The organism is Parenemella sanctibonifatiensis, from assembly GCF_002250565.1.
GTDB lineage: Bacteria > Actinomycetota > Actinomycetes > Propionibacteriales > Propionibacteriaceae > Parenemella > Parenemella sanctibonifatiensis.
Genome location: NZ_NMVJ01000001.1, coordinates 662807 through 685861, shown reverse-complemented (window position 1 = coordinate 685861; position 23055 = coordinate 662807). Strand labels below are relative to the sequence as shown.

22 protein-coding genes are annotated in these 23055 nt (G+C 67.6%); 11 read left to right on the top strand and 11 right to left on the bottom strand.

Going from position 1 to position 23055, the window contains the following annotated elements; all coding sequences use genetic code 11:
• The first annotated feature begins 23 nt into the window (after positions 1-23).
• From CGZ91_RS03245 to CGZ91_RS03235, 3 genes are read left to right on the top strand one after another with little or no spacing between them, the layout of a single operon-like run.
• Positions 24-1178: a sensor histidine kinase gene (locus tag CGZ91_RS03245; RefSeq protein WP_094452469.1), complete on the top strand. Its 1155-nt coding sequence runs from the start codon at positions 24-26 to the stop codon at positions 1176-1178.
• Complete coding sequence (locus tag CGZ91_RS03240) at positions 1175-1852, top strand: response regulator transcription factor (protein ID WP_094451760.1); 678 nt, start codon at positions 1175-1177, stop codon at positions 1850-1852. The genes CGZ91_RS03245 and CGZ91_RS03240 overlap by 4 nt, the downstream gene beginning before the upstream one ends.
• Positions 1853-1890: 38 nt before the next feature.
• Entirely contained in the window at positions 1891-2832 is a 942-nt protein-coding gene (locus tag CGZ91_RS03235) for a ribose-phosphate diphosphokinase (protein WP_094451761.1), read from the top strand.
• A gap of 23 nt (positions 2833-2855) precedes the next feature.
• Here CGZ91_RS03235 and CGZ91_RS03230 read toward each other — a convergent pair whose 3' ends face one another.
• Positions 2856-3362 carry a hypothetical protein gene (locus CGZ91_RS03230; RefSeq protein WP_094452468.1) on the bottom strand — a complete coding sequence of 169 codons (507 nt, stop codon included), beginning with the start codon at positions 3360-3362 and terminating at the stop codon, positions 2856-2858.
• A gap of 225 nt (positions 3363-3587) precedes the next feature.
• Here CGZ91_RS03230 and CGZ91_RS03225 point away from each other — a divergent pair, with 225 nt between their 5' ends.
• Both CGZ91_RS03225 and ispD read left to right on the top strand, forming a co-directional pair.
• Complete coding sequence (locus CGZ91_RS03225) at positions 3588-4073, top strand: CarD family transcriptional regulator (RefSeq protein WP_094451763.1); 486 nt, start codon at positions 3588-3590, stop codon at positions 4071-4073.
• 1 nt (position 4074) lies between these two features.
• A complete protein-coding gene (ispD, locus tag CGZ91_RS03220; RefSeq protein WP_094452467.1) occupies positions 4075-4779 on the top strand; it encodes a 2-C-methyl-D-erythritol 4-phosphate cytidylyltransferase in 705 nt (234 codons plus the stop codon).
• 30 nt (positions 4780-4809) lie between these two features.
• Here ispD and CGZ91_RS03215 read toward each other — a convergent pair whose 3' ends face one another.
• The gene (locus tag CGZ91_RS03215) at positions 4810-6081 is read right to left on the bottom strand and encodes a neutral zinc metallopeptidase (RefSeq protein WP_144276761.1); all 1272 of its coding nucleotides are present in this window, start codon (positions 6079-6081) and stop codon (positions 4810-4812) included.
• A 72-nt stretch (positions 6082-6153) separates the two neighbouring features.
• On the bottom strand, positions 6154-6639 hold the full coding sequence (gene ispF / locus CGZ91_RS03210; RefSeq protein WP_094452465.1) for a 2-C-methyl-D-erythritol 2,4-cyclodiphosphate synthase: 486 nt from the start codon (positions 6637-6639) through the stop codon (positions 6154-6156).
• Positions 6640-6759: 120 nt separating this feature from the next.
• Between ispF and CGZ91_RS03205 the strand changes: the two genes are divergently transcribed.
• Complete coding sequence (locus tag CGZ91_RS03205) at positions 6760-8466, top strand: DUF2207 family protein (protein WP_094452464.1); 1707 nt, start codon at positions 6760-6762, stop codon at positions 8464-8466.
• A gap of 66 nt (positions 8467-8532) precedes the next feature.
• On the opposite strand, the gene CGZ91_RS03200 is transcribed toward CGZ91_RS03205, so the two are convergent.
• On the bottom strand, positions 8533-9969 hold the full coding sequence (locus CGZ91_RS03200) for a glycine hydroxymethyltransferase (protein ID WP_094452463.1): 1437 nt from the start codon (positions 9967-9969) through the stop codon (positions 8533-8535).
• Between the two features lie 51 nt (positions 9970-10020).
• The gene (locus CGZ91_RS03195; protein ID WP_229116385.1) at positions 10021-10497 is read right to left on the bottom strand and encodes a GtrA family protein; all 477 of its coding nucleotides are present in this window, start codon (positions 10495-10497) and stop codon (positions 10021-10023) included.
• A gap of 129 nt (positions 10498-10626) precedes the next feature.
• On the opposite strand from CGZ91_RS03195, the gene CGZ91_RS03190 reads away from it, so the two are divergent.
• Both CGZ91_RS03190 and CGZ91_RS03185 read left to right on the top strand, forming a co-directional pair.
• Entirely contained in the window at positions 10627-12252 is a 1626-nt protein-coding gene (locus CGZ91_RS03190; protein WP_229116384.1) for an NAD(P)/FAD-dependent oxidoreductase, read from the top strand.
• Positions 12249-13499, top strand: a complete 1251-nt coding sequence (locus CGZ91_RS03185; RefSeq protein WP_094452461.1) for a glycosyltransferase family protein — start codon at positions 12249-12251, stop codon at positions 13497-13499. The genes CGZ91_RS03190 and CGZ91_RS03185 overlap by 4 nt, the downstream gene beginning before the upstream one ends.
• Positions 13500-13520: 21 nt before the next feature.
• On the opposite strand, the gene CGZ91_RS03180 is transcribed toward CGZ91_RS03185, so the two are convergent.
• The 5 genes from CGZ91_RS03180 to thrC all read right to left on the bottom strand — a co-directional run bounded on the left by CGZ91_RS03180 (position 13521) and on the right by thrC (position 18773).
• Positions 13521-13799: a hypothetical protein gene (locus tag CGZ91_RS03180; RefSeq protein WP_094452460.1), complete on the bottom strand. Its 279-nt coding sequence runs from the start codon at positions 13797-13799 to the stop codon at positions 13521-13523.
• 26 nt (positions 13800-13825) lie between these two features.
• Complete coding sequence (locus CGZ91_RS03175) at positions 13826-14794, bottom strand: aldo/keto reductase (RefSeq protein ID WP_094452459.1); 969 nt, start codon at positions 14792-14794, stop codon at positions 13826-13828.
• Positions 14795-14964: 170 nt separating this feature from the next.
• Positions 14965-15906, bottom strand: a complete 942-nt coding sequence (rlmB, locus tag CGZ91_RS03170; RefSeq protein ID WP_094452458.1) for a 23S rRNA (guanosine(2251)-2'-O)-methyltransferase RlmB — start codon at positions 15904-15906, stop codon at positions 14965-14967.
• Positions 15906-17297, bottom strand: a complete 1392-nt coding sequence (gene cysS / locus CGZ91_RS03165) for a cysteine--tRNA ligase (RefSeq protein ID WP_094452457.1) — start codon at positions 17295-17297, stop codon at positions 15906-15908. Before cysS ends, rlmB begins: the two co-directional genes overlap by 1 nt.
• A gap of 48 nt (positions 17298-17345) precedes the next feature.
• Positions 17346-18773, bottom strand: coding sequence for a threonine synthase (gene thrC, locus CGZ91_RS03160; RefSeq protein ID WP_229116383.1), 1428 nt, complete (start codon positions 18771-18773; stop codon positions 17346-17348).
• A gap of 125 nt (positions 18774-18898) precedes the next feature.
• Here thrC and CGZ91_RS03155 point away from each other — a divergent pair, with 125 nt between their 5' ends.
• From CGZ91_RS03155 to CGZ91_RS03145, 3 genes are all read left to right on the top strand, one after another.
• Positions 18899-19636 (top strand): glycerophosphodiester phosphodiesterase, encoded by a 738-nt coding sequence (locus CGZ91_RS03155; RefSeq protein WP_094452456.1) that lies wholly within the window; start codon positions 18899-18901, stop codon positions 19634-19636.
• 24 nt (positions 19637-19660) lie between these two features.
• Positions 19661-20722, top strand: a complete 1062-nt coding sequence (locus CGZ91_RS03150; RefSeq protein WP_094452455.1) for a hypothetical protein — start codon at positions 19661-19663, stop codon at positions 20720-20722.
• A gap of 123 nt (positions 20723-20845) precedes the next feature.
• Positions 20846-22048 carry an AlbA family DNA-binding domain-containing protein gene (locus tag CGZ91_RS03145; protein WP_094452454.1) on the top strand — a complete coding sequence of 401 codons (1203 nt, stop codon included), beginning with the start codon at positions 20846-20848 and terminating at the stop codon, positions 22046-22048.
• On the opposite strand, the gene CGZ91_RS03140 is transcribed toward CGZ91_RS03145, so the two are convergent.
• Entirely contained in the window at positions 22045-23031 is a 987-nt protein-coding gene (locus tag CGZ91_RS03140) for an IS481 family transposase (RefSeq protein ID WP_094452453.1), read from the bottom strand. The genes CGZ91_RS03145 and CGZ91_RS03140 overlap by 4 nt on opposite strands.
• Between the last annotated feature and the right edge of the window lie 24 nt (positions 23032-23055).

The following is a 23055-nucleotide window of genomic DNA, read 5'->3' as shown; positions in this document are numbered from 1 at the left end:
TCGGAGTGTGACACGATCGGGCCGTGGACATTGTCGGCTGGCTGGCGCTGGGGGCGCTGATCGGAGCTGCCGCCGTGGTGGCGGCCGGCTGGCTGTTCCGTATGGTCCGCAACAGCCACCAGCAGACCGACCAACCCGACACCGTGCTGCCGCCGGTGGCCGAGGAGATCCTCGCCAGCCTGCGGGCCGGCACCTTGGTGCTCGACGAACGCGAACTGGTGCAGCGCTCCAGCCCCCGGGTCCGCAGCCTGGGGCTGGTGCGGGGCCGGCACGTGATTGCGCCGCAGGTGCAGGAGGCGATCCGAACGGCCCGCCGTGAGAGCCGACTGCAGCAGATCAGCGTGGACGTCGAGCGGGGCCGGGGCATGCCCGCGGTGGTGCTGTCGGTCCGGGTGATGCCGCTGCGTACCGGACAGGTGTTCGTGCTGGTCGAGGACGAGACTGCCGCCCGCCGGGTCGATGCCACCCGCCGCGACTTCCTCGCCAACATCAGTCACGAGTTGAAGACCCCGATCGGGGCGCTGTCGCTGCTGGCCGAGACGGTCGAGGAGGCCGCCGACGACCCTGAGGCGGTACGCCGCTTCGCCGGCCGGATGAACATCGAGTCGGCACGGCTCAGCGCCCTGGTCCAGCAGGTCATCGAACTGTCCCGACTGCAGGCCGATGACCCCTTGATGGCCGCCGACGAGGTCGAGGTGGACGAGGTGCTCAGCGAGGCGGTGGCCCGCTCGCTGATCGAAGCGGAGGCCCGCGAGGTGACGATCAGCCGGGCAGTCGACCGTGGCTGCCTGGTCATCGGAGACGCCGAGCACCTCACGGTGGCGGTGGCCAACCTGGTGCAGAATGCGATCCGCTACTCCGAACCTGGCGCCCGGGTGGCGGTGGCGAGCCGGATGGTCGATGACGACGGCGAGGAGTTCGTGGAGATCACCGTCTCCGACAACGGCATCGGCATCGATCCGGCCGACGTGGATCGCATCTTCGAGCGCTTCTATCGGGTGGACTACGCTCGCTCCCGGGCGAATGGTGGGACAGGATTGGGTCTGTCCATCGTCAAGCACACGATCGCCGCGCACGGCGGCACCATCTCTGTGTGGAGCAAACCCGGACAGGGTTCCACGTTCACGATCCGTATCCCGGCCCTGATTGAGGCCGGCCGCAGACAGGAGGCAGTGTGACCCGGGTGTTGGTGGTCGAGGACGAGGACTCCTACCGCGAGGCGCTGACCTACATGCTGGAGAAGGAGGGCTTCGACGTAGTCGCGGCTCCCGACGGCGCGCAGGGTCTGGTCGAGTTTGATCGTGGCGGCGCCGACCTGGTGCTGTTGGATCTGATGATGCCCGGATTGTCGGGCACCGAGGTCTGCCGACAACTACGCCAGCGGGGCAGCGTGCCGGTGATCATGGTCACCGCTCGGGACTCCGAGGTCGACAAGGTGGTCGGGCTGGAGTTGGGCGCCGACGACTACGTCACCAAACCCTTCAGCCAGCGTGAGCTGACCGCTCGGATCCGGGCCGTGCTGCGCCGCGCCCAGGACGTGGAGCTGATCCCCGATGTCATCGAGGCAGGTGGCGTACGCATGGACGTCGAGCGCCATGAGGTGTCCGTCGCCGGGGAGCCGGTGCGGCTGGCGCTCAAGGAGTTTGAACTGTTGGAGATGTTGCTGCGCAACTCCGGTCGGGTGATGACCCGCGGCCAACTGATTGATCGGATCTGGGGCGCCGACTATGTCGGCGACACCAAGACCCTCGACGTCCACATCAAGCGGCTGCGCGCCAAGATCGAGGAGAACCCGAGCCGGCCCCGCTACCTGGTGACCGTGCGCGGGCTCGGTTACAAGTTCGAGGGCTGATTGCCCCGGGCAGCCACCGCTGCCGTTAGGGTTGGCGCGTGGCCAACGACATCACCGTTTTCAGTGGTTCCGCGCACCGTGAGTTTGCCGAGGAAATGTGCCAGATCCTCGGCGTGGACCTGTCGCCTTCGGACACCACACGCTTCAGCAATGACTGCCTGCAGGTGCAGTTGCAGGCCAACTGCCGCCGCCGTGACGTCTACATCGTGCAGCCGTTGGTGCCGCCGGCACAGGAGAATCTCTTTGAGCTGTTGATGATGTTGGATGCCGCCCGCGGTGCCTCCGCAGCCCACATCACGGCCGTCATCCCGCACTTCTCCTATGCCCGATCCGACAAGAAGGACGCGCCGCGGATCTCGATCGGCGGCCGTCTGGTCGCGGACATGCTCCACACCGCCGGCGCCACCCGGGTCGTCACCATGGCGCTGCACTCGGAGCAGGTGCACGGCTTCTTCTCGATGCCGGTGGACCACCTCAGCGCGGTCTGGGAACTGGCCCGTCAGTTCGAGGACCAGGACCTGTCCAACGCCGTGGTGGTCTCACCCGACTTCGGCAATGCCAAGGTGGCCAATCAGTTCGCGCGGCTGTTGGGCGTACCGGTCGCAGCCGGCTCCAAGCGCCGGCTGGCCGACGATCGGGTGGTGATCGACACCATCGTGGGTGATGTCACCGGCAAGGACGTGATCGTCCTCGACGACGAGATCGCCACCGCCGGATCGATGGTCGAGTTGATCATCAAGGTGCGCGAGATCGGCGTGAACTCCATCGCAGTCGTCTGCACTCATGGCCTGTTCACCGGCAAGGCCATCGAGCGGTTGGGCTCGCTGGATGGCGTTGACCGGATCCTCACCACCAACACGGTGCCGCTGGCCGCGGAGAAGCGGCTGCCCAACATGGAGGTCTGCACCGTGGCCCCGCTGTTTGCCGAAGCCGTCCGCCGCATCAACTGCGGCGAATCGGTCAGCAGCCTCTTCCAGTGACCGGGTGCGGCTGACCTGAACGATCAGCCTCGCGGGCTCGCTGAGGGGGCCTGCGGGGAGGCCGAACCGTAGACGGCGTCATCAGCCGAATGCACCGGGGCGACCACTTCGGCCTGGGCGCCGCTGGCGAAGACCAGCGTCAGGCGCACGGTGGAGCCGACTGCCAGCTCGTCGGAGGTCAGCCTGATCGGGGTGGACAGCAGGTTGGCGGGCTCGTTGGCGGTGAGTTCGATCTGGTCGAAATCGACGCTGAGCTGGCCGGCGGGCTGGTTGTCGTAACCGATCGCCTGGCCGGTCACCTCGACCAGTTCGTCGTCGGCGTCGGCGATGATCTGACCGGTCAGGAAGGCCTCGCCCTCACCGTCGAGGACGGCCACCAGATCGCGAACCTTGACGTCTCCGGCCTCGACGTTGGCGCCGTCGGCCTGGGTGTAGGGCTGCAGGGTGTCAGCATTGAATCCGCAGCCGGTCAGACCCACGGTTGCGGCGCAGACAAGGGCCGCTGCTGCGCGCCTCCAGTCCTTCAGCATGCTCGGTGCTCCTTGCTCGGGCGACTCGTCCACAGGGACGTCCAGTTGAGGCCAACACTAGCCGCATCCGGCCCCTCACGTCAGCCTGCGGTTCCAAGGCGCTGGGGAAGGGGGAAGGGGTGGCCGCGGCATGGTAGGGGTCCGCGGGGGCGGAGCGCAAGGGTTTGCGGGATGGGTTCCGTGCGTTCAGGGTGATAGAATGGAGCCTGCGAAAGGGGTTCCTACATGAGCTTTACTGTCGGTGAGACGGTGGTTTATCCCAATCATGGGGCGGCTGTCATCGAGGACATGGAGACGAGGAAGATCAAGGGAGAGGACCGGCTCTACTTGGTCCTTCGCATCGTCGGTCAGAATGACCTGGTCGTGCGAGTCCCGGCCTGCAACCTCGACTTGGTGGGCGTACGCGATGTCGTGGATGCCGACGGTCTGGAGCGGGTGTTCTCCGTGCTGCGTGAGCCGCAAGTGGAGGAGCCGACCAACTGGTCGCGCCGCTACAAGGCCAACCTCGAGAAGTTGCACTCGGGCAATGTCATGAAGGTCGCCGAAGTGGTGCGGGACCTGTGGCGTCGCGAGAAGGACCGTGGCCTGTCGGCCGGCGAGAAGCGGATGCTCGCCAAGGCACGCCAGATCCTGGTCTCCGAGCTCGCGCTCGCGGAGAAGGTCGAAGAGGATCGAGCCGAGGTGCTCCTCGACGAGGTCCTCGCGTCCTGACGTGACGACACAACAACCTGTCGAACCGGTCGCTGCCATCGTGGTGGCGGCCGGTTCTGGCGTTCGCCTCGGTGGTGGCGAACCGAAGGCACTGCGGTTGCTCGGCGGCGAGAGTCTGGTGCGGCACTCCGTACGCGCGATGGTCGCCGGCGGCTGCTCCCGGGTGGTCGTCGTGGTGGCGGCCGGCATGGAAGACCGCTTCGCCGCGGACCTGTCAGATTTTCCGGTGACAGTGGTGGCGGGCGGCAAGGAACGTCAGGAGTCAGTCGCCGCAGGCCTGGCCGCGCTGGATCCGGAGCCGCCCTTCGTGCTGGTGCATGATGCCGCCCGGCCACTGGTGCCGGTCGAGGTCGTGGACCGAGTGATCGAAGCAGTCGAGGACGGCGCCACGGCGGTCATCCCGGTGATCCCGGTGGTCGACAGCATCCGGCAGGTGACAGGCGAGGGCTCGGCGGTGGTCGACAGGGCGGCACTGCGGGCCGTCCAGACGCCGCAAGGATTCGAGACCGCCGTCCTGAAGCTGGCCCACGCGCATGTGGCCGAGCAGGGGATCGCCGTCACTGATGACGCCGCGGCCTGTGAGGCACTGGGCCGTGAGGTGGTGCTGGTCGCCGGTGATGTGGCCAGCATGAAGATCACCAACCCGCATGACCTGGCGTTGGCGGCGGCGCTGGCAGAGCAGTTGGCGGGGGCCAACCCGAGCTGACCTGCTTCAGCCGCCCAGTTCGGGCCCGGGTCAGCGCACCTCGGACTCGTCGGCAGCAAACGTGTTGCAGGTGCCGATCGCGCCATCGGCCTGCAAGCCGCGCTCAGTCCACGCGACCCGCGACGTGCTCAGACCGTGGCTGGAGCCCTCCTCGTCGGATCCGATTCCGGAGAAGACTGACAGGATGGTCTCGATGTTCGGCTCGGTGATCTCCAGGCTCTCCTGAAGGGAGTACATCGTCAGGCCGGCGAAGCAGTCGGCCTGCAACTCCGAGCGGCGATTGGACAGCAGCCCGGCCTCGGTGGTCGGGCCCTCCGAACGCCTGGTGTAGTGCTCGGCGATCAGGATGCCGCTTCGGTAGGCGATGCCGTGGCCGTACTCGTGAGCCATCACCGACTCGATGATGAAGCTGGGGTCGGGGAACTCCGGAAAGAGGAACTGCGCCAGGGTCTGGGTGTAGTAGATCTTCTGGGTGTTGCCGCAGAACACCGCGTTGACCTCCGGCAGCTTGCCGCAGCCGGTGGCGACATCGGGGGAGTAGACCTCGGACTTGAAGGCCACCGGGGTGAAGCCAGCAGCCTCGAGGCTGGGGCCCCAGACCCGGGTGAAGCAGGCGACCAGCTCGTCCATGTATCGCTCGATGTCCTCGTCGGTACCGTTCTGCCAGTCGGCGGGGGTGACCTGACAGCGGACCGGGGCGGGGACAACCTGCTGATAGAGCGGGTTGTTGACCATGTAGTCCTCAACCTCGGAGGCCTGGAAGTCCGGCGGCGGCGCCGGAGTCTCGGACGGTGCCGGGACCTCGTAGTCCTCGTTCTCATAGCTGGGACCCACCAGCGAGGCGATGCCCATGCCTGCGATGGCCAGCACCAGGACGCCGATGACGGCGATCAGGATCGGGCGCAGCGGGGAGCCGGGCCGCTTCGGTGCCGGCCCGCCGGGCTGCTGCCACTGCTGATGCTGCCACCCCTGCTGCTGGACGTAGCCACCCTGACCGAACTGTTGGCCATATCCCTGCTGTTGGTAGCCGCCCTGCTGCCCGTAACCGGGCTGGCCGTAGCCCTGCTGACCGAAGCCTTGCTGGGGCTGACCGAAGCCTTGCTGGGGCTGACCGAAGCCTTGCTGCGGGGGCTGGCCCCAACCCTGCTGGCCGCCCTGCCAAGACTGGCCGAAGCCGCCACCGCCGGGACCGCCGAAGGCATTCTGGCCATATCCACCAGGCTGCTGCTGATATCCACCCTGCTGCTGGAAACCGTTCGACTGGTCTCCCCAGCCCAACTGCTGACCCCATTGCTGACTCACACGGCAATGGTATGCCCAAGTCGGACCGCCCGGACAGGGCTGTGGTGCCGCAGCCGGTCCCGACGCCGGGCTTCAGCGGGCTGAATCTGCGACCAACAGCACCGTGGCCACGGCGGCGACACCCTCGCCGCGGCCGGTGAAGCCGAGCCCATCGGTGGTGGTCGCGCTGACGCTGACCCCAGTGCCCAACACCTGGGACAAGGTCTGTTCTGCCTCGCCGCGTCGAGCGGCGAGTCGCGGGCGTACCCCGATGATCTGGACTGCTGCGCTGGCCACCGACCAGCCCGCCTGCTGCACCCGGCGGTGTGCCTCGGCAAGCAGGCGTACGCCGGCAGCCCCGGCCCACTCCGGCTCGGCCGTGCCGAAGTTGCTCCCCAGGTCACCGAGCCCAGCGGCAGAGAACAGCGCATCGCACAGCGCATGGCAGGCGACGTCACCATCGGAGTGGCCAGCCAGGCCAACCGGTTCATCGGGAAAGGCCAGACCGGCCAAGTGCATCGGTACGCCGTCCTGCAACCGGTGCGCATCGGTGCCGATCCCGGTGCGCAGCCGAGGCATCGGTGGGGCGGAATCAGCAGAAGTCACCTGTGCATCCTAGGACGGCGGCCGCGGTGCCGCGCCTGCCCGCGGCGGCTCCGGTGTGCGATAGTTTGCACGGGCTCCCGTGGAAGGATTCTTGTGTCCGGATCAGTACATCTTCGCCGCATCCCGGCCGTGATCATGGTCGCCTTGCTGGCGATCACCGTCTGGGCGGGTGGCGCACTGCCGGCCCGCGCGGAAGGCATGGTCGAGACCTATGACGTCCAGGCCATCCTCAACGAGGACGGCACGATCGACGTCGATGCCACCATCACCTTCGCCAGCGACGGGGTGCCGGGCACCCTCGAGCAGCGCTTTGCCACGACCGAGGCCGCGCTCGACAACCGGGAGTACCGCTACCAGTTGAGCAAAGTCGAGGTGACCGCGGACGGCAGCCCGGTGTCGGGCGCCACGATCACCGAGGAGGGTGACGCGACCGTCGTCACGGTGCCCACCGACGGACTGAACGGATCGGTGACGATCTCCTACACCGTCGCCGGCGCCACCCACGCCAAGGGTCCCGACGCCACCGACGTCCGCTGGCGTGCGCTGCAGGGCCTGTCGGCCCCGGTGCGCGACTTCAACGCGGTGGTCTCCGCCCCGCCCGGCAGCGTCGGCATCGACTGCAACGCCGGCTCCCCCGACGCTCCCTCCAAGTGCAACGAGTGGGTCACCTCGACCCACAACAACCCGGACCCCTACTTCCGCGCCGGCCCGCTGGGCCAGGGCCAGATGGTGGAGTTCTCGCTGGTCTACCCGACCAGCGTTGTCCCGGTCACCGAGGACCTGCAGGAACGCTGGAGCCTGGACCGGGCCTTCTCCTTCTCGCCGCTGCCGCTGCTGGTTGCGCTTGGCGTGCTGGTGGTCGGCGGTCTGGTGCTGTGGAGCATGCACCGCCGCGCCGGCCGGGACGCCGCCCCCACCGGCGACCCGATCCGGATCGCCGAATTCCGCGCCGCAGGCGAGGGGCTCAGCGAGTTCCAGGTGATCGAGGACGTACGCCCGGGGCAGGTCGGCACCATGTTCGACGAGCGAGTGGACCCGATCGACATCACCGCCAGCCTGATCGACCTGGCGGTCCGCGGCCACCTGCACATCACCGAGCTGCCCCGCGCCAACGAGTACGATCCGACCGACTGGGAGATCCGCCGCGGCAAGGCGCAGGGGGAAGGGCTGCACGCGTACGAGCAGCGCATCATCGAGGCGCTGACACCGCAGGCCGACAGTGTCACCAAGGTGTCTCAGCTGCCCGAGACGCTGCCCAACTCGCTCAACGACATCCAGTCCGCCCTCTATGACGAACTGGTCGAGCGCGGCTGGTACGAACAGCGTCCCGACTCCACCCGCAACCTGTGGAAGACCGGCGGCTGGATCGGGCTGGGCGTCGCCGTGGTCGCAACCGTCGTGTTGGCTGCCTTCACCGGCTTCGGCCTGCTCGGTCTCGTGCTGGTGATGCTGGCGTTGGGGCTGTTGCTGGTCTCGGAGGAGATGCCGGCGCGGACCGCGAACGGCTCGCGGATCCTGGAGGGCATGCTGGCGCTGCGCGCCGACCTGGTGAACCGACCCACCGATGAGATGCCGCCCGGCAAGGAGCTGCGCGAACTGTCGGAGCTGCTGCCGTACGCGGTGGTGCTGGGCGGTTCGGATCGTTGGCTGAAGGCCTTCGTCGAGTCCGACGATGACGATGTGGCCGACCCGCGTGACCTGAGCTGGTATCACGCCCCGGACACCTGGCATCTGCGGGACTTCCCGGGCTCGATGCGCAACTTCATCACCAGCGTCAGCGGCGTGCTCTTCCTGCGCTGACCACGGACACCGACACGACAATGCCCCGGGGACATCCCCGGGGCATTGTCGTTGTGGCGCTGCGGCTCAGAGCTCCAGGCCAGGGTAGAGCGGGTGCTTGTCGAGCAGTTCGGACGCCGCAGCATGGGTGCGCTCGGCCAGGCCGTTGGCGATGGCGTACTTGGCCTTGCTCGGTGCGCCGGCGCTGGTGCTGGTCGGCTCGGTGCCCTTGAGCACGTCCACGATCAGCTCGGCGACCCGGTCGAACTCCTCGGGTCCGAAGCCGCGGCTGGTGAGCGCGGGCGTCCCGAGCCGGACACCGCTGGTGTACCAGGCGCCCTGCGGGTCGTTGGGGACCGAGTTGCGGTTGGTGACCACACCGGAGTCCAACAGCGCCGACTCGGCCTGGCGGCCGGTCAACCCGAAGCCGCCCACGTCGACCAGCACCAGGTGGTTGTCGGTGCCGCCGGTGACCAGGCTGGCGCCACGCTTGAGGAAGCCCTCGGCGAGCGCCTGGGCATTGTCGGCGACCTGCTGGGCATAGCTCCGGAAGTTGTCGGTGCGGGCCTCGGCCAGCGCGACGGCCTTGGCGGCCATCATGTTCGACAGCGGACCGCCGAGCACCAGCGGGCAGCCCCGGTCCACCGAATCGGCGTACTCCTGGGTTGCCAGCACCATGCCGCCGCGCGGGCCACGCAGGGACTTGTGGGTCGTGGTGGTGACCACGTGGGCGTGCGGCACCGGATCCTCGTCGCCGGTGAAGACCTTGCCGGCGACCAGGCCGGCGAAGTGGGCCATGTCCACCATCAGGGTGGCGCCAACCGAGTCGGCGATCTCGCGCATCTTGGCGAAGTTCACCCGACGCGGATACGCCGAGTAGCCGGCCACGATGATGAGCGGCTTGAACTCCTTGGCCTGGGCGGCCAAGGCGTCGTAGTCCAGCAGCTGGCTGGTCGGATCGGTGCCGTAGGAGCGCTGGTGGAACATCTTGCCGGAAATATTGGGGCGGAAGCCGTGGGTCAGGTGACCGCCGGCATCGAGCGACATGCCGAGCAGGCGCTGGTCGCCGAAGCTGCGCCGCAGCGTCTCCCAGTCCGACTCGCTGAGGTCATTGACGGTCTTGGCTCCGAGCTCGGCCAGCGCCGGCTTCTCGACACGGTGCGCCAGGATCGACCAGAAGGCCACCAGGTTGGCGTCGATGCCGGAGTGGGGCTGCACATAGGCGTACTCGGCGCCGAACAGCTCCCGGGCATGCTCGGCTGCCACCGACTCGACGGTGTCGACGTTCTGACAGCCGGCGTAGAACCGGTGACCGACGGTGCCCTCGGCGTACTTGTCGCTGAGCCAGTTGCCCATCGTCAACAGGACGGCCGGGGAGGCGTAGTTCTCCGAGGCGATCAGCTTGAGGCTCTCGCGCTGGTCGGTCAGCTCGGAACGGATGGCGCCCGCGATGCGCGGCTCCACCGTCTCGATGACCGAGAGCGCGGACTGGAATGCCTGGGAGGCCTGGGCATTGTCGGACACGGGTGCTCCTTCGTGAGGCTGGGATCTGCCGTGCGGCCAACTCTAGTGCGCTCAGCGAGGGCCGGCCGACGCCTGGTTGAGGCGGGCGAAGAGAGTACGCCGGGCGAAGAAGTTCCAGAACATCACCAGCACCATCGACACCAGCTTGCTGAGAGTCAGATCCTGGCCGAGTTGACTCACCCCGATCCACAGAATCAGTTCGTTGAAGCCCAGCCCGACCACCCCGATGGCGGCGAACAGGATCATCTCGGTGCGCCGCCGGTCCGAGCTCTGGAAGACCCACGCGATGCTGAGCAGATAGTTGACCGCCAGCCCGGCCAGGAAGGCGATGCCGGCCCAGACCAGATAGAGGTCGCGGCCGGCGACGCTGCTGAGGAGCAGCAGTAGGCCGAGGTCCACCACGGCGGCGGTGCCACCGACGAAGACGTAGCGGAACAGCTGAATCCCGACGTGGTCGGTGTGGCCGGTGAACAGGCGGCGCCAGCCCTGCGGCGCCGCGGCCTGGGTCGCGTCGGGATCGTCCTGCACCGCGCGAGCCTAACACCGGGCGTACGCTCCACCAGCCCGTCGCGAGGGCCGATCCGGGGTGACTTTTTCGCTATGGTGAGCCCGGCGGGGACGACCCGCCTACGGGTCCGGACCAGAGTGGGGGCGTTCGTGGCAAGGACTGCGGTCATCATCGGAGCCGGGCCGGCGGGGCTGACGGCGGCACTGGAGTTGCTGCGCACCACCGACGTGGTGCCAATCGTCTATGAGGCCACCGACGAGATCGGCGGCATCTCCAAGACGGTGAACTTCAAGGGCAACCGGATCGACATCGGCGGGCACCGGTTCTTTTCCCGCTCCGACCGGATCATGGCCTGGTGGAACGACATCCTGCCGATTGAACGGACCCCTGAGGGCGTGTCCTTCACGCTGCGCTACCAGGGCAAGGAGCGGGTGCTGGGCGGCGCGGACAACGGCGTGGACCCCGAGCAGACCGACGACGTCATGCTGGTCCGGTCGCGGCTGTCGCGGATCTACTACGGCAAGAAGTTCTACAACTATCCGATCACCCTGGATGCGACCACGATCCGCAACCTGGGGCCCGCCCGGCTGGTGCGGATGGGGCTGTCCTATCTGAAGGCATCGCTGCGGCCGCTGCCGGAGCGGTCGCTGGAGGAGTTCTACGTCAACCGCTTCGGGCGCGAGCTCTACAACACCTTCTTCCGCGACTACACCGAGAAGGTGTGGGGTGTGCCCTGCAGTGAGATCGCCCCCGACTGGGGTGCGCAGCGGGTCAAGGGGCTGTCGGTGCGCTCCACCCTGGTCCATGCGGTGCGCAAGCTGTGGCAGCAACGCAGCGGCGCCGGCCGGGCCAAGGATCTGGGGCAGAAGGACACCGAGGTCAGCCTGATCGAATACTTCCTCTATCCCAAGTTTGGTCCGGGCCAGATGTGGGAGACCGTGGCACGGATGGTGCGCGAACGCGGCGGCGAGGTGCACCTCAACTCCCACGTCACCCAGCTGTACGCCGGTGAGCGCGGCGGGCAGCGGCAGATCACGGCCGTCGAGGTGACCGATGCCGATGGCAATCGGCAGCGTGTCGAGGCCGACCAGGTGCTGTCGACGATGCCGGTCAAGGATCTGATCGCGGGGATCCGTGACGAGCACGACGCCGGCCTGGCGCCCGATGCCGAGGTACGCCGGATCGCCACCGAGCTGCCGTATCGCGACTTCATCACCGTGGGGTTGTTGCTGGATCAGCTCAAGATCCGCAACGAGACGCCGATAGACGATGGGGTGGCGAGTCTCGTCCCGGACAACTGGATCTACATCCAGGAGCCGGATGTGAAGGTGGGGCGACTGCAGGTCTTCAACAACTGGAGCCCCTACATGGTGGCTGACCCCAACCAGGTCTGGGTCGGCATGGAGTACTTCTGCAACGAGGGCGATGAGCTGTGGCAGCTCTCGGAGCAGGAGATGGCCGACGTCGGCGTACAGGAGCTCGCCCAGATCGGCATCATCAACCCTGAGGATGTCCTCGACCGCACCGTCATCCATGTGCCCAAGACCTATCCGGCCTACTTCGGCAGCTACGCCGACTTCGACCAGGTCCGGGCCTACACCGACGGTTTCGCGAACCTCTTCCTGTTGGGCCGCAACGGCCAGCACCGCTACAACAATCAGGACCATTCGATGCTCACGGCGATCGCGGCGGTGGAGAACATCGCCTCGGGGCGTACCGACAAGGACAATGTCTGGGACGTCAACGTCGAACAGGAATACCACGAACAGAAATGAACGACACGGCGCTGCTGGGGAGCTGGCGGACCCGGATCGATCTGGCCAAGTGGAATGCCGTCGTCTGGGCGTTCCTGGTCGGCAAACTGGTCCTCACCACGCTGGGTGCCTTCACGGCGGTCGCGCTGGAATACATCTTGGGGCGGGTGAAGGCCGGCGGTGACGTGTGGCCCGGCAACATGTCGGCGAGCCAGTGGAATCCGGTGTCGATGTGGTTCCACTTCGATTCCGAGCACTACGTACGCCTGGCGGCCAACAACTACTACGACCCGCTCAGCCCCGCGGGACTGGAGGCGATGCAGTTCGCGGTCGACGGCGGGACCGCCGGCGTACCGTCGGAACTCAACCGCTTCACCTTTGCGCCGCTGCTGCCCTTCCTGGCCAAGCTGGTGATGCCATTGACCGGTGGCCATGCCGATCTGGCGGTGCTGCTGGTGGTCAACGTCGCCGCGATCGCGGTGCTGGCGCTGACCTGGGACCTGACTCGGCTGCTGCTGCCGCAGGCGGACGCGCCGCATGCGGTCGTGCTTGTGATGGCGCTGCCGATGAGCTTCCTCTTCCAGGCGGCGCTCACCGAATCGCTGTTCGTGGCGCTGCTGATGGCGACGCTGGTGTTGGCGGAGAAACGGCAGTGGCACTGGGCGGTGCTGACCGGCATCCTGGTGGCACTGTCGCGGTCCACCGGGATGGCCGTGGCTGGCGCGCTGTTCTTGATCTTCCTGCGGCAGCAGAACTATCGGCCGTTTCGGTTGCGGCCCTGGCTGCAGGCGTTGCCGGCCGGGGTCGCACCGCTGCTGGGGTGGGGCACCTACATGGTCTACTGCCAGCAGATGACCGGTGAGCTGCAGGCGTACAACATCCTCCAGAAGTCCGGTTGGGGAGTGGAACTCGGGGCGCCCCTGGAGTGGCTCGAGGCGTTGACTGCGGCCGACCCGATGAACCTCGACACCTTCAAAGCCTGGTCGGTGGTGCTGGTTGCCGCCATCCTGCTGGCGGGCTGTCGGCGGATTCCGTTGGCACACCAGGCGATCGGCTGGGTGTTGCTGATCGTGCCGATCATGATGGGGGAGCGCTGGTACCAGAGCATCCTGCGCTATCAGGCCGAGATCTATCCGGTGCTGTTGATTCTGGTGGCGTTCGTCACGGCGCGGCCGTTGGTGCGCTCGGCGGTGATCGCGATCTGCGCGCTCACCCAAGGCATCATGTTCCTCCTGTGGACGAACTCCTGGCTGTTCGTCATCATCTGAGCGACGAATGTTTTGCGCCAATCAGGCGACGAACCCTTCGAACTCCGCGACGGTCTCGCCATGCGCCGATACCGAGATTGCGGTCGGTCCGAGGGCGGACTGAGTGACCATGGCGGTCACCTCGGTGCCGGTCGAGAGGGTGCCGACCAGGGTCGCCTCGCCGCTGACCACAGCTTCCTCGGCCAGCAGAGTGTCGCCCTCGAAGAGCTGCCAGGTCGCCGCGATCGGGCCGGTGCTGCCGACGACCCGGACCGGCCGCTCGTCGATGGTCAGATTGTGATTGTCCTTGGTGATCCCCATGACGGGATCCTAAGCCTCGAGGCGGGTCACCAGGCGTACGCCTCGGGTGCAGGCCCACCGGGACCGGGAAAAATCTCGTCGATCCGCGCCTGCGTTGCCTCGTCGAGCTCGATGTCGAGCGCTCGGCGAGCGCCGTCGAGCTGGTCCATCGTGCGCGGCCCGATGATCGGCCCCGTGACGCCCTCGCGGGTCAGGTGCCAAGCCAGCGCGGCATCACCGGGGGCGTGACCGAGCTCGGCGCACAGGTCCTCCCACGCGGTGAGTTGGGGCTCGAGCTGCGCGACTCGCTCCTGGTCGGCGCGGGCCCGTCGCCCCTCGTTCGCCTTGGCGACCGCCCCGCCGAGCAGACCGCCCGCGAGTGGGGACCAACTGATGACTCCGATCCCGTACGCCCGGGCGGCGGGCAGCACCTCCAGCTCGATGTCGCGGGTGAGCAGGCTGTACTTGGACTGCTCGCTGACCAGGCCCAGCGTGGTGCCGCGACGGCGGGCCGCCTCGTTGGCCTGGGCGAGGTGCCAGCCGGCGAAGTTGGACGAGCCGACATAGAGCACCTTGCCCGCGGTGACGAGCTGGTCCATCGCCTGCCACAGCTCCTCCCACGGCACCGAGCGGTCGATGTGGTGCATCTGGTAGAGGTCGATGTAGTCGGTGCCGAGCCGGCGCAGCGACTGCTCCACCTCGACGCGGATGTTCTTGGCGCTGACGCCAGTGGCGTTGGGATCCTCGCTCATGCCGCCGTAGACCTTGGTCGCCAGCACGACGTTGTCACGTTTGCCCGAGGACTTCAGCCAGCGACCCACGATCTCCTCGGTGCGGCCGGCGTGGCCCGGCCCGCCGTACCGGTTGGCGGTGTCGAAGAAGTTGATGCCGGACTCGATTGCCGAGTCCATGATGGCGAAGCTGTCCTTCTCGCTGGTTTCGGGGCCGAAGTTCATGGTGCCCAGCACCAAGCGGGAGACCGTCACGCCGGTGCGGCCGAGGGTGGTGTACTGCATCGTTGCCTCCGGTGGTGTCGCTTCGTCGCGCCGGTGCCCCGGCGCGGGCACCAGTATCGTCGCCGGTCCCGGGGGCCCGGCAGCGGGGTGTGCGTACGAAAACCGCGCCGCAGCGGCGGTAGGTCTCAACTATTGCGACCGACCGCCGCTGGCGCGCTTTTCTGAGCGAATCAGCGGTGCTGGCTGATCTCGTAGAGCGCGATGCCGGTGGCGACCGAGGCGTTCAGCGACTCGATGCCGTCGATGCTGATCCTGGCGAGGACGTCGCAGTTCTCCCGCACCAGTCGGGACAGGCCATCGCCCTCGGAGCCGACCACCAGCACCACGGGGCCGTCCAGCCCGGGTGCGGCGGCGATCTCGGTGTCGGACTCACCGGCCAGGCCGACGATGGTGAAGCCGGCTTTCGCGTACGCCTGCAGGGTCCGGTTGAGGTTGGTGGCGCGGGCCACCGTGGTCCGGGCCGCAGCGCCGGCCGAGGTCTTCCAGACCGTCGCGGTGACCTGGGCGGCCCGCCGCTCGGGAATGATGACGCCGTTGGCGCCGAAGGCCCGCGCGGAACGGATGATCGCACCCAGGTTGTGGGGGTCATTGAGGTGGTCCAGCACCAGCACCAGCGGGCTGTCGGAGGTGATCGCCTCGTCGAGCAGGTCGTCGGGGTGGGCGTAGCTGAACGGCGGCAGCTGCAGCGCCACACCCTGGTGGACCAGTCCGCCGGTGAGCCGGTCCAGTTCGTTGCGGGTGACCTGCAGCAGGGACATGGAGCGGTCCGCGGCGATCTTGAAGATGTCCCGCAGCCGGTCGTCACGTTCGGCGCCCTCGGCCACATAGCCGTTGCGGACCGGAATGCCGGCCTCCATCGCCTCCAGCACGGGATTGCGGCCCACCACCCATTCGGAGCGGGAACGCTGGGTGTCCCGCTTGGGGGTGGCCTGGGCGCGCTTGTCGCGTGCCACCTTGGCGGCGTGAGCCTTGTGGTAGGGCCGATCCTCCGCCTTCGGGGTGGGGCCCTTGCCCTCCAGCGACTTGCGGATCCGACCGCCGGACCCGGTGGTGTTTCCGGTGCCCTTACCGCGCTTGCGTACGGCGCCCTTGCGTTGGGAATTTCCTCGCATCAGCGCTTCACCTCCCAGTTGGAGCCCTGCGGGGTGTCGGTGAGGGTCACACCGAGTCCGCTGAGCTGGTCACGAATCGCATCGGCGGCGGCGTAGTCCTTGCGCCCTCGGGCAGCAGTCCGCTGCTCGACCAAGGCGCCGACCAGGCCGTCCACCAGCGGCATCAGATCGGACCCGCCGGCGCTGGCCCACACCTCGTCGGCGGGATCCAGGCCCAGCACGCCCAACATGGCCCGGACTGCGGCAGCGTTGGTGCGCACCGCCTCGGCGTCGGCGGAGGTGAGGGCCTGATTGCCGGCCTTGACGTGTTCGTAGAGCACCGCCATCGCCTGTGGGGTGGACAGGTCGTCGTTCATCGCGTCGACAAAGGCCTGCGGCAGCTGCCCCGCATCGACGTCACCTGCTCGGTCCAGGAAGGTGTCGATGCGGTTCAGCGCAGCGGTCGACTCCGCCAGCGAGGTGTCGGAGAACTCGATCGAGGACCGATAGTGCGGCACCGCGAGATAGAACCGGACTGCACGGGGGGCGTACTGCTGGGTGACCTGACTGACCAGCGCGCCGTTGCCGAGCGACTTGGACATCTTCTCGCCCTTGGCGGTGACCCACGCGTTGTGCATCCAGTAGCGCGCGAAGGCGTGGCCGGCGGCGCTGGACTGGGCCAGTTCGTTCTCGTGGTGGGGGAAACGCAGGTCCAGGCCGCCGCCGTGGATGTCGAACTCGCTGCCCAGATATTTGCCGGCCATCGCCGAGCACTCCAGGTGCCAACCGGGCCGACCCCGGCCCCACGGGGAGGGCCAGGACGCGGTCAATGGCTCGGACTCCTTGTGGCCCTTCCACAGCGCAAAGTCGCGGGGGTCACGCTTGCCGCGCGGATCGGCGTCGGCGGCGGGCTCCATGTCGTCGATCTTCTGGTGGGACAGTTCGCCGTAGTTGGGCCAGGACTGCACATCGAAGTAGACATCGCCTGAACCGTCGGGGGCGGCGTACGCGTGGCCGCGCTCGATGAGGGTCTGGACCAGTTCGACCATCTCGGGGATGTGGCCGGTCGCGCGCGGCTCATAGGTGGGCGGCAGGCAGCCCAGCGAGGCGTACGCCTGGTGCAGCTCACGTTCGAACTCGTACGCGTGGGCCCACCACGGCACGCCCCGGTCGGCGGACTTGGTGAGGATCTTGTCGTCGATGTCGGTGACATTGGCGACCACCGTGACCGCGAAACCCTGATGGGTGAGCCAGCGGCGCAGGACGTCGAAGACGACCTCCTTGCGGATGTGACCCAGATGCGGGGAGGACTGCACCGTCAGGCCGCAGTGATAGATCGACACCTCGCCCTCGCGCAAGGGCACGAAGTCGCGGACCTGCTGGGTGGCCGTGTCGTAGAGGCGGAAGTTCACCGTCTCAGCCTAGCGGGCAGCCCCGCTCCGGCTGATCAGCGGCTGTGGTCAGCGGTTCTCGATCAGGGCCGTCAGCTTGGCCAGGTCGTTGTCGATGACCTGGACCCGGCGCGGCAGCTCCTCGATGCCCTCGTAGGCGGCCGGGCGTACCGGGTCGCGGTCCAAGGCCTCCCGGATGGTCTCGCCGAACTTCACCGGCTGCGCGGTCTCCATCGCCACGATGGTCTCGCCGGGTAACTGCAGCCGGCGCGCGACCGTGATCGCGTCGGCGGTGTGCGGATCGATCATCCGGTCGTGTTCGGACCAGGCCCACTGGATCGCTGCGAGCCGATCGGCGTGGCTGGAACTGCCGGCCACGAAACCGTCCTCGCGGACCCGAGCCCAAGCGGAATCGGCGGACAGGTCGAACTCGCCGGTCTCGCGCAACTGGCGGCCGAAGAGGTCGGCGACCCGTTCGGTGTCGCGGTCCAGCAGGTCGGCGACGTACCGCTCGAGGTTGGAGGCCTTGGAGATGTCCATCGACGGCGAACTGGTCTGGTGGGTCTCGGCGCCGGAGCGGATCCTGTAGTGGCCAGTCTCGAAGAACTCGGCCAGCACGTTGTTCTCGTTGGTGGCCAGTAGCAGCCGCTCGAAGGGGACCCCCATCCGGCGCGCGACGTGGGCGGCGCAGATGTTGCCGAAGTTCCCGGTCGGCACGGCGACGCTGATCCGGTCGGCGCCGGCGTCGCGAGCCTGCAGCCAGGTCGCCACGTAATAGACCACCTGGGCCACCATCCGGGCCCAGTTGATCGAGTTGACGGTGCCGATCCGGTGCCGACGCTTGAAGTCGAGGTCGGCCGAGACGGCCTTGACCAGGTCCTGGCAGTCGTCGAAGACCCCCTCGACGGCGATGTTGTGGATGTTCTCCTCCATCAGGGAGAACATCTGGGCCTGCTGGAATTGGGTCATCCGGCCGTGCGGAGAGAGCATGAAGACCTCGATGCCGGCGCGGCCCCGCATGGCGTACTCCGCGGCTGAGCCGGTGTCCCCGCTGGTGGCGCCCAAGATGGTGAGGGTCTCGCCGCGGCGGCTCAGGGCGTCTTCGAAGAACGCGCCCAGCAGCTGCATGGCCATGTCCTTGAAGGCCAGCGTCGGACCGTGGGAGAGCTCGGCCAGTCCCAGCTCCGGGCTCAGCCAGGTCACCGGCGCGATGGCCGGGTCGGCGAAGTTGTCGGTGGTGTAGGTGTCCCGGACCAGCGCATCGAGCTCGGGCACGTCGTCGATGAACAGCGCCAGCACCTGACTGGCGAGAGCGGCGTACCCCTCCTCGCGCAGGATGCCGCCCAGCCGGTCCAGGTCGGCGGCGGTGAGCTGCGGGTACTCCTGCGGCAGGTAGAGGCCGCCGTCGGGGGCCAGCCCCTCCAGCAGGATCTCGCTGAAGCTGCGGGCCGGCGCCAGGCCCCGGGTCGACACGTACTGCGCGGACAGGGTGCTCACCCGGTCAAGCTTAGGGTGAGCGCTGGCACCGTCTGGGATCGGTCCGGCCCTCCGGCCAGGTGTGGCAGCATCGGGAGCGACTGGTGGAGCACATCCGCCGAGGACGCACACGGAAGCGAGCGAGCATGCAGTCAGCGTCACCGCTGGTGATCTATGGTCACCGCGGCGCGAAGGATGTCGCACCCGAGAACACGATGCTGGGCTTTCGCCGCGCGCTGGCCGATGGCGCCGATCAGCTGGAGCTCGACGTCCGGCTGAGCCGGGACGGCCGGATGGTGATCATGCACGACGCCACCGTCGACCGGACCACGGACGGCAGCGGTGCGGTGGCCACCATGACCTGGCGGGAACTGCAGCGCCTGGATGCCGGTGCGGGGGAGCGGATCCCGGACCTGCCCCAGGTCTGGCAGAAGCTGGCCGAGATCGGGCTTCAGGTGGAGATCAAGGCACCCGCAGCGATCGGGCCGGTGCTGGAACTGCTCCGCAGCCAGCCGCGTTCGGCGCCACTGATGCTCACCAGCTTTGACGCCGAGGTCGTCGCGGCCGCGCTCGCGGTCCCCGGGGACTGCCGGGTCGGACTCATCGGTGGCGCCTCCGAGGCAGACAAGATCCGCACCGGCCTGGCGGACTTCAGCCACGATCCGCGGTTCTGCGTCCTGGTGCACCGCACCATCGCCGACATGTCGGAGGTGGCGGCGTATCGCGAGCAGGGCGGCCACACGAACACCTGGCCGGTCCGCGAGACCGAGGAGGTGTTGCAGATCCTCGATGAGGGGTGGAGCGGCATCACGATGGACAACCCCGCCATCGGGGTGGCAGCCCGGAAGGCGTGGCTCGCGCGCTGGCTCGCGAAACCACGGTGATCGCGGCGGCCCTAGGCTGGTTGCATGAGCACGAACACGCCCACCGATGGGTGGCACACCACACAGCTGTGGTCCGAGTTCCTCGACCTGGTCCCGCGGATCCTGGCCGACCAGGATCCGCAGACGGGCCGGTTCGGCACCGAACCTTTCATCGTCGCCGACCAGAACGTGATGTACGCCCTGGCGGTGGCCTGGGCCGGTGAGCCGGCCGGGGTGACCAACCCGTTCCACCACCGAGACGACATCCTGACCGCCATCGTGGCGGCCGGCGATGCGCTGCTGGAGGTCGCCGACTCCGACGGCAAGTTCGAATTTCGCAAGAAGGACAACTCCACCTGGGGCTGGATCCACATGCCCTGGACGTACTCCCGTTGGATCCGGGCCTGGGGTCTGGTCCGCGACGCCATGCCAGCCGAGCGGCGGGAGGCGTGGGATGCCGCGTTGATCCGAGCGGTGGAGGGCATCATCGCCACCGAGTTGCAGGGCCGGATCCACAACATTCCGGCCCACCACGCGATGGCGGTTTTCCGGGCCTCCCAGGTGCTGGACCGTCCCGATTGGGCGCAGGTGGCGGTCGACTTCCTGCATCGGGTCACCGACGCGCAGCAGTCTGGCGGCTACTGGAGTGAACACCAGGGGCCGGTGGTGGCGTACAACCTCGTCTATGTGGACGCGCTGGGCAGCTACTACGCGATGTCTGGCGACCCCGATGTGCTGCCCGCGCTGCAAGCCGCCGCCGAGTTCCATGCGAATCTGACCTATCCCGACGGGACGCTGGTCGAGACCGTCGACGAACGGAATCTCTATCGGCATGCCCCGGCACAGAGCAGCGTGGGTTTCACCTTCTCCGAGCTGGGCCGAGGGCTGCTGGCCTGGCTGCAGCGCTTCGGGCCGACGAAGGAGGTCGCTGGCAGCCCCGCCGCCCGGGCGGATGCGCTGGCGGTGCTGATCGGACAGGGTGCCTCCGGGCCGATCGAGCAGCCGGCAGCGCTGCTGCCGCACCACAGCTTCCTCGCCAGCGACGGGATGGCCCGGGTGGAGCGGGCCGAGCCCTGGTTCGTGGTGTTGTCGGCCTACCTGTACTGACCGGACACGTTGATTGATTGTCAGATCGCGGAGAGCCGGCTCCGCCTCAATCTCTGAGGATGTCTTCTGGCTCCGTCTGGTCAGCCGGGTATCTTGACCTTGTCAGCGGCGATTGGAGCAGGCATGGCTCAGCAGTACCTCGGCCCTGCGATGGGTGTGGTCTCCTTCTCTACCTGGTCGGAACTCGTTGAAGCAGCCGCGGGCGGTCTTCTCGAGGAGTCGGTCTGGTGCGAGTTGAAGGAGATGGCGACCCCGGCCGGAACTGCGAAGAAGGATGCCAATCTGGAGATGGCCCGCGACCTTGCCTCGCTCAGCGTCGACGGAGGGCTACTCATCTACGGGGTGCGCGACAGAGACTTCGAGGTCGTCGGCTGTGACACTGCCGGACTCGCCGACCGGATTGCCCAAGTGTCCGCGACTCGGATCCACCCACCGCTTTCGCCCACCATCCAGCCTGCACTGGTCCATCCCGACGATGACGCCCGGGCGGTCCTGGTCGTCCAGGTTCCCCCATCACCCTTGGCTCCCCACATGGTCGACGGCAGCTATTGGGGCCGGAGCAGCAACGGCAAGCGAAAGCTCGACGATGCAGAGGTGCGTCGGCTCTTGCTGCAGCGTGATCGGGGCGAGGACGCGTTCCTCTCCCGCCTGACAGGGATGGAGGCTCGTGACCCGCTGGTTGACTACATCGAGGGTCACCCCACTGGCAACGGACACATCTACCTTGTGGCCGAACCCTGTGTGCCGGTGGTGCGGAGCGAGGAGCCTCAGGGCTCGGCCGCTCTGCGCCAAGGGATCCGGCCGAGTGGCTGGCCCGGAACGGTGCCGGACTGCACGTATCGGGCCTTCGACCCCAAGGGTGAGGCGTATGCGTCGATCCCCGCGCATGGCGATCCTGTACGAAGCCAGTACGAGCGTGGGCTCTGCCACGTCTTGTTGAAGGACGACAGCTCCATCGAGGTGGTGTCCGGCGGTGGGACCGCGGAGTACGAGACCCAGCCAGGAAGACCGGCGAAGTTCCTGTTCGTTGGGCTCATCTCAGCACTGGCAGTGCAGACCCTGCAGTTGATCGAAAGCCGGTCACTGACTTGGGGATACACCGGGCCATGGCGGATCGGTCTTCGGGTGACCAAGACTCGCGGGACCATCTACAACAACAACGACGTCTTCAATCAAATGCCCACTTTCACAGCGGACGAATACATCAAGACCACGGTGGTCCAGGGCGTGGACACCAGGCCGCTCGAACAAGCCCAAGGCCTCCTGAAGGGGCTCTATCGGGGACTCGGGATCGAGTCCCAAACGGTCGACCAGATCGCCAACTAGGTTCGCTGCACCTGGGTGCCGGTCAAGCGCGAGAACGGCGGCTGGTTGCCGCAGGCGGTGTGGGGCCTGTGGTGGTTGTAGTAGTGCAGCCAGCCTTCGAGTTCCCCGCGGCGTTCCGTCTCGGAGGTGTAGCAGCGGGCGTAGGCCCAGCCGTCGGCCAGGGTGCGGTGGAAGCGCTCAATCTTCCCGTTGGTCTGCGGCCGATACGGCCTGGTGCGCTTGTGCCCGATGCCCAGTTCGGCGCAGGTGTCTCGCCACAGGTGTGAGCGGTAGGCGCTTCCATTGTCCGACAGGACCCGCTCAACGGTGACGCCACGCTGGTTGAACCATTCAACGGCCCGAACGAGGACGGCGGTGGCGGTGAGGGCGGTCTCGTCGTCGTGGATCTCGGCGTAGGCCACCCGGGAGTGGTCGTCGATGACCGTGTGGACGTAGGCCTTGCCCATCAACGGGTCCCGCCACTTGTTGCGCGGCTTGTCCGGTGTGGCGGCTCGGTTGCGGACGCCTTGTGGTCGGCCGACGTAGCGCCAGCCGCCGCCGTCGGGGATGTTGCCGAGCTTCTTCACGTCGACGTGCAGCATCGCGCCGGGGTGGTCGTGCTCGTAGCGGCGGACGGGCTCTCCGGTGGCGCGGTCGACGTGCGAGAGCCGGTTCAGGCGGGCGTCGGCCAAGATCCGGTGGACAGTGGACGGGGCGATCCCCAGTCGACAGGCCAACTGGACCGGGCCTTCGCGCAGGCGCAGCCGGAGCTGGATGCAGCGCTTCGTGGTGCTGTGGCTGGTCTTGTTCGGCGACCGGTGGGGCCGTGAGGAACGGTCCTGCATCGACTGGCCGGCTCGGTAGCGGTCGGCCCAGCGCTTCACGGTCGGCCAGGAGACCTGGAAGCGGGCGGCCACTTCACTGATCGGCCAGCCCTCGTCAACGACCAGACGAGCGACGATCAGTCGGTGCCGGGGGGTGAGAGCTGCATTCGTGTGGGTCATCGAAGACTTGTTCCTGGTGTTGAC

Excerpts from the sequence above, each read along its gene's own strand:
- CGZ91_RS03230 (WP_094452468.1), bottom strand. The coding sequence starts at position 3,362 with ATGCTGAAGGACTGGAGGCGCGCAGCAGCGGCCCTTGTCTGCGCCGCA.
- CGZ91_RS03225 (WP_094451763.1), top strand. The coding sequence starts at position 3,588 with ATGAGCTTTACTGTCGGTGAGACGGTGGTTTATCCCAATCATGGGGCG.
- ispF (WP_094452465.1), bottom strand. The coding sequence starts at position 6,639 with ATGCCTCGGCTGCGCACCGGGATCGGCACCGATGCGCACCGGTTGCAG.
- CGZ91_RS03185 (WP_094452461.1), top strand. The coding sequence starts at position 12,249 with ATGAACGACACGGCGCTGCTGGGGAGCTGGCGGACCCGGATCGATCTG.
- CGZ91_RS03180 (WP_094452460.1), bottom strand. The coding sequence starts at position 13,799 with ATGGGGATCACCAAGGACAATCACAATCTGACCATCGACGAGCGGCCG.
- CGZ91_RS03175 (WP_094452459.1), bottom strand. The coding sequence starts at position 14,794 with ATGCAGTACACCACCCTCGGCCGCACCGGCGTGACGGTCTCCCGCTTG.
- rlmB (WP_094452458.1), bottom strand. The coding sequence starts at position 15,906 with ATGCGAGGAAATTCCCAACGCAAGGGCGCCGTACGCAAGCGCGGTAAG.
- CGZ91_RS03155 (WP_094452456.1), top strand. The coding sequence starts at position 18,899 with ATGCAGTCAGCGTCACCGCTGGTGATCTATGGTCACCGCGGCGCGAAG.
- CGZ91_RS03150 (WP_094452455.1), top strand. The coding sequence starts at position 19,661 with ATGAGCACGAACACGCCCACCGATGGGTGGCACACCACACAGCTGTGG.
- CGZ91_RS03145 (WP_094452454.1), top strand. The coding sequence starts at position 20,846 with ATGGCTCAGCAGTACCTCGGCCCTGCGATGGGTGTGGTCTCCTTCTCT.
- CGZ91_RS03140 (WP_094452453.1), bottom strand. The coding sequence starts at position 23,031 with ATGACCCACACGAATGCAGCTCTCACCCCCCGGCACCGACTGATCGTC.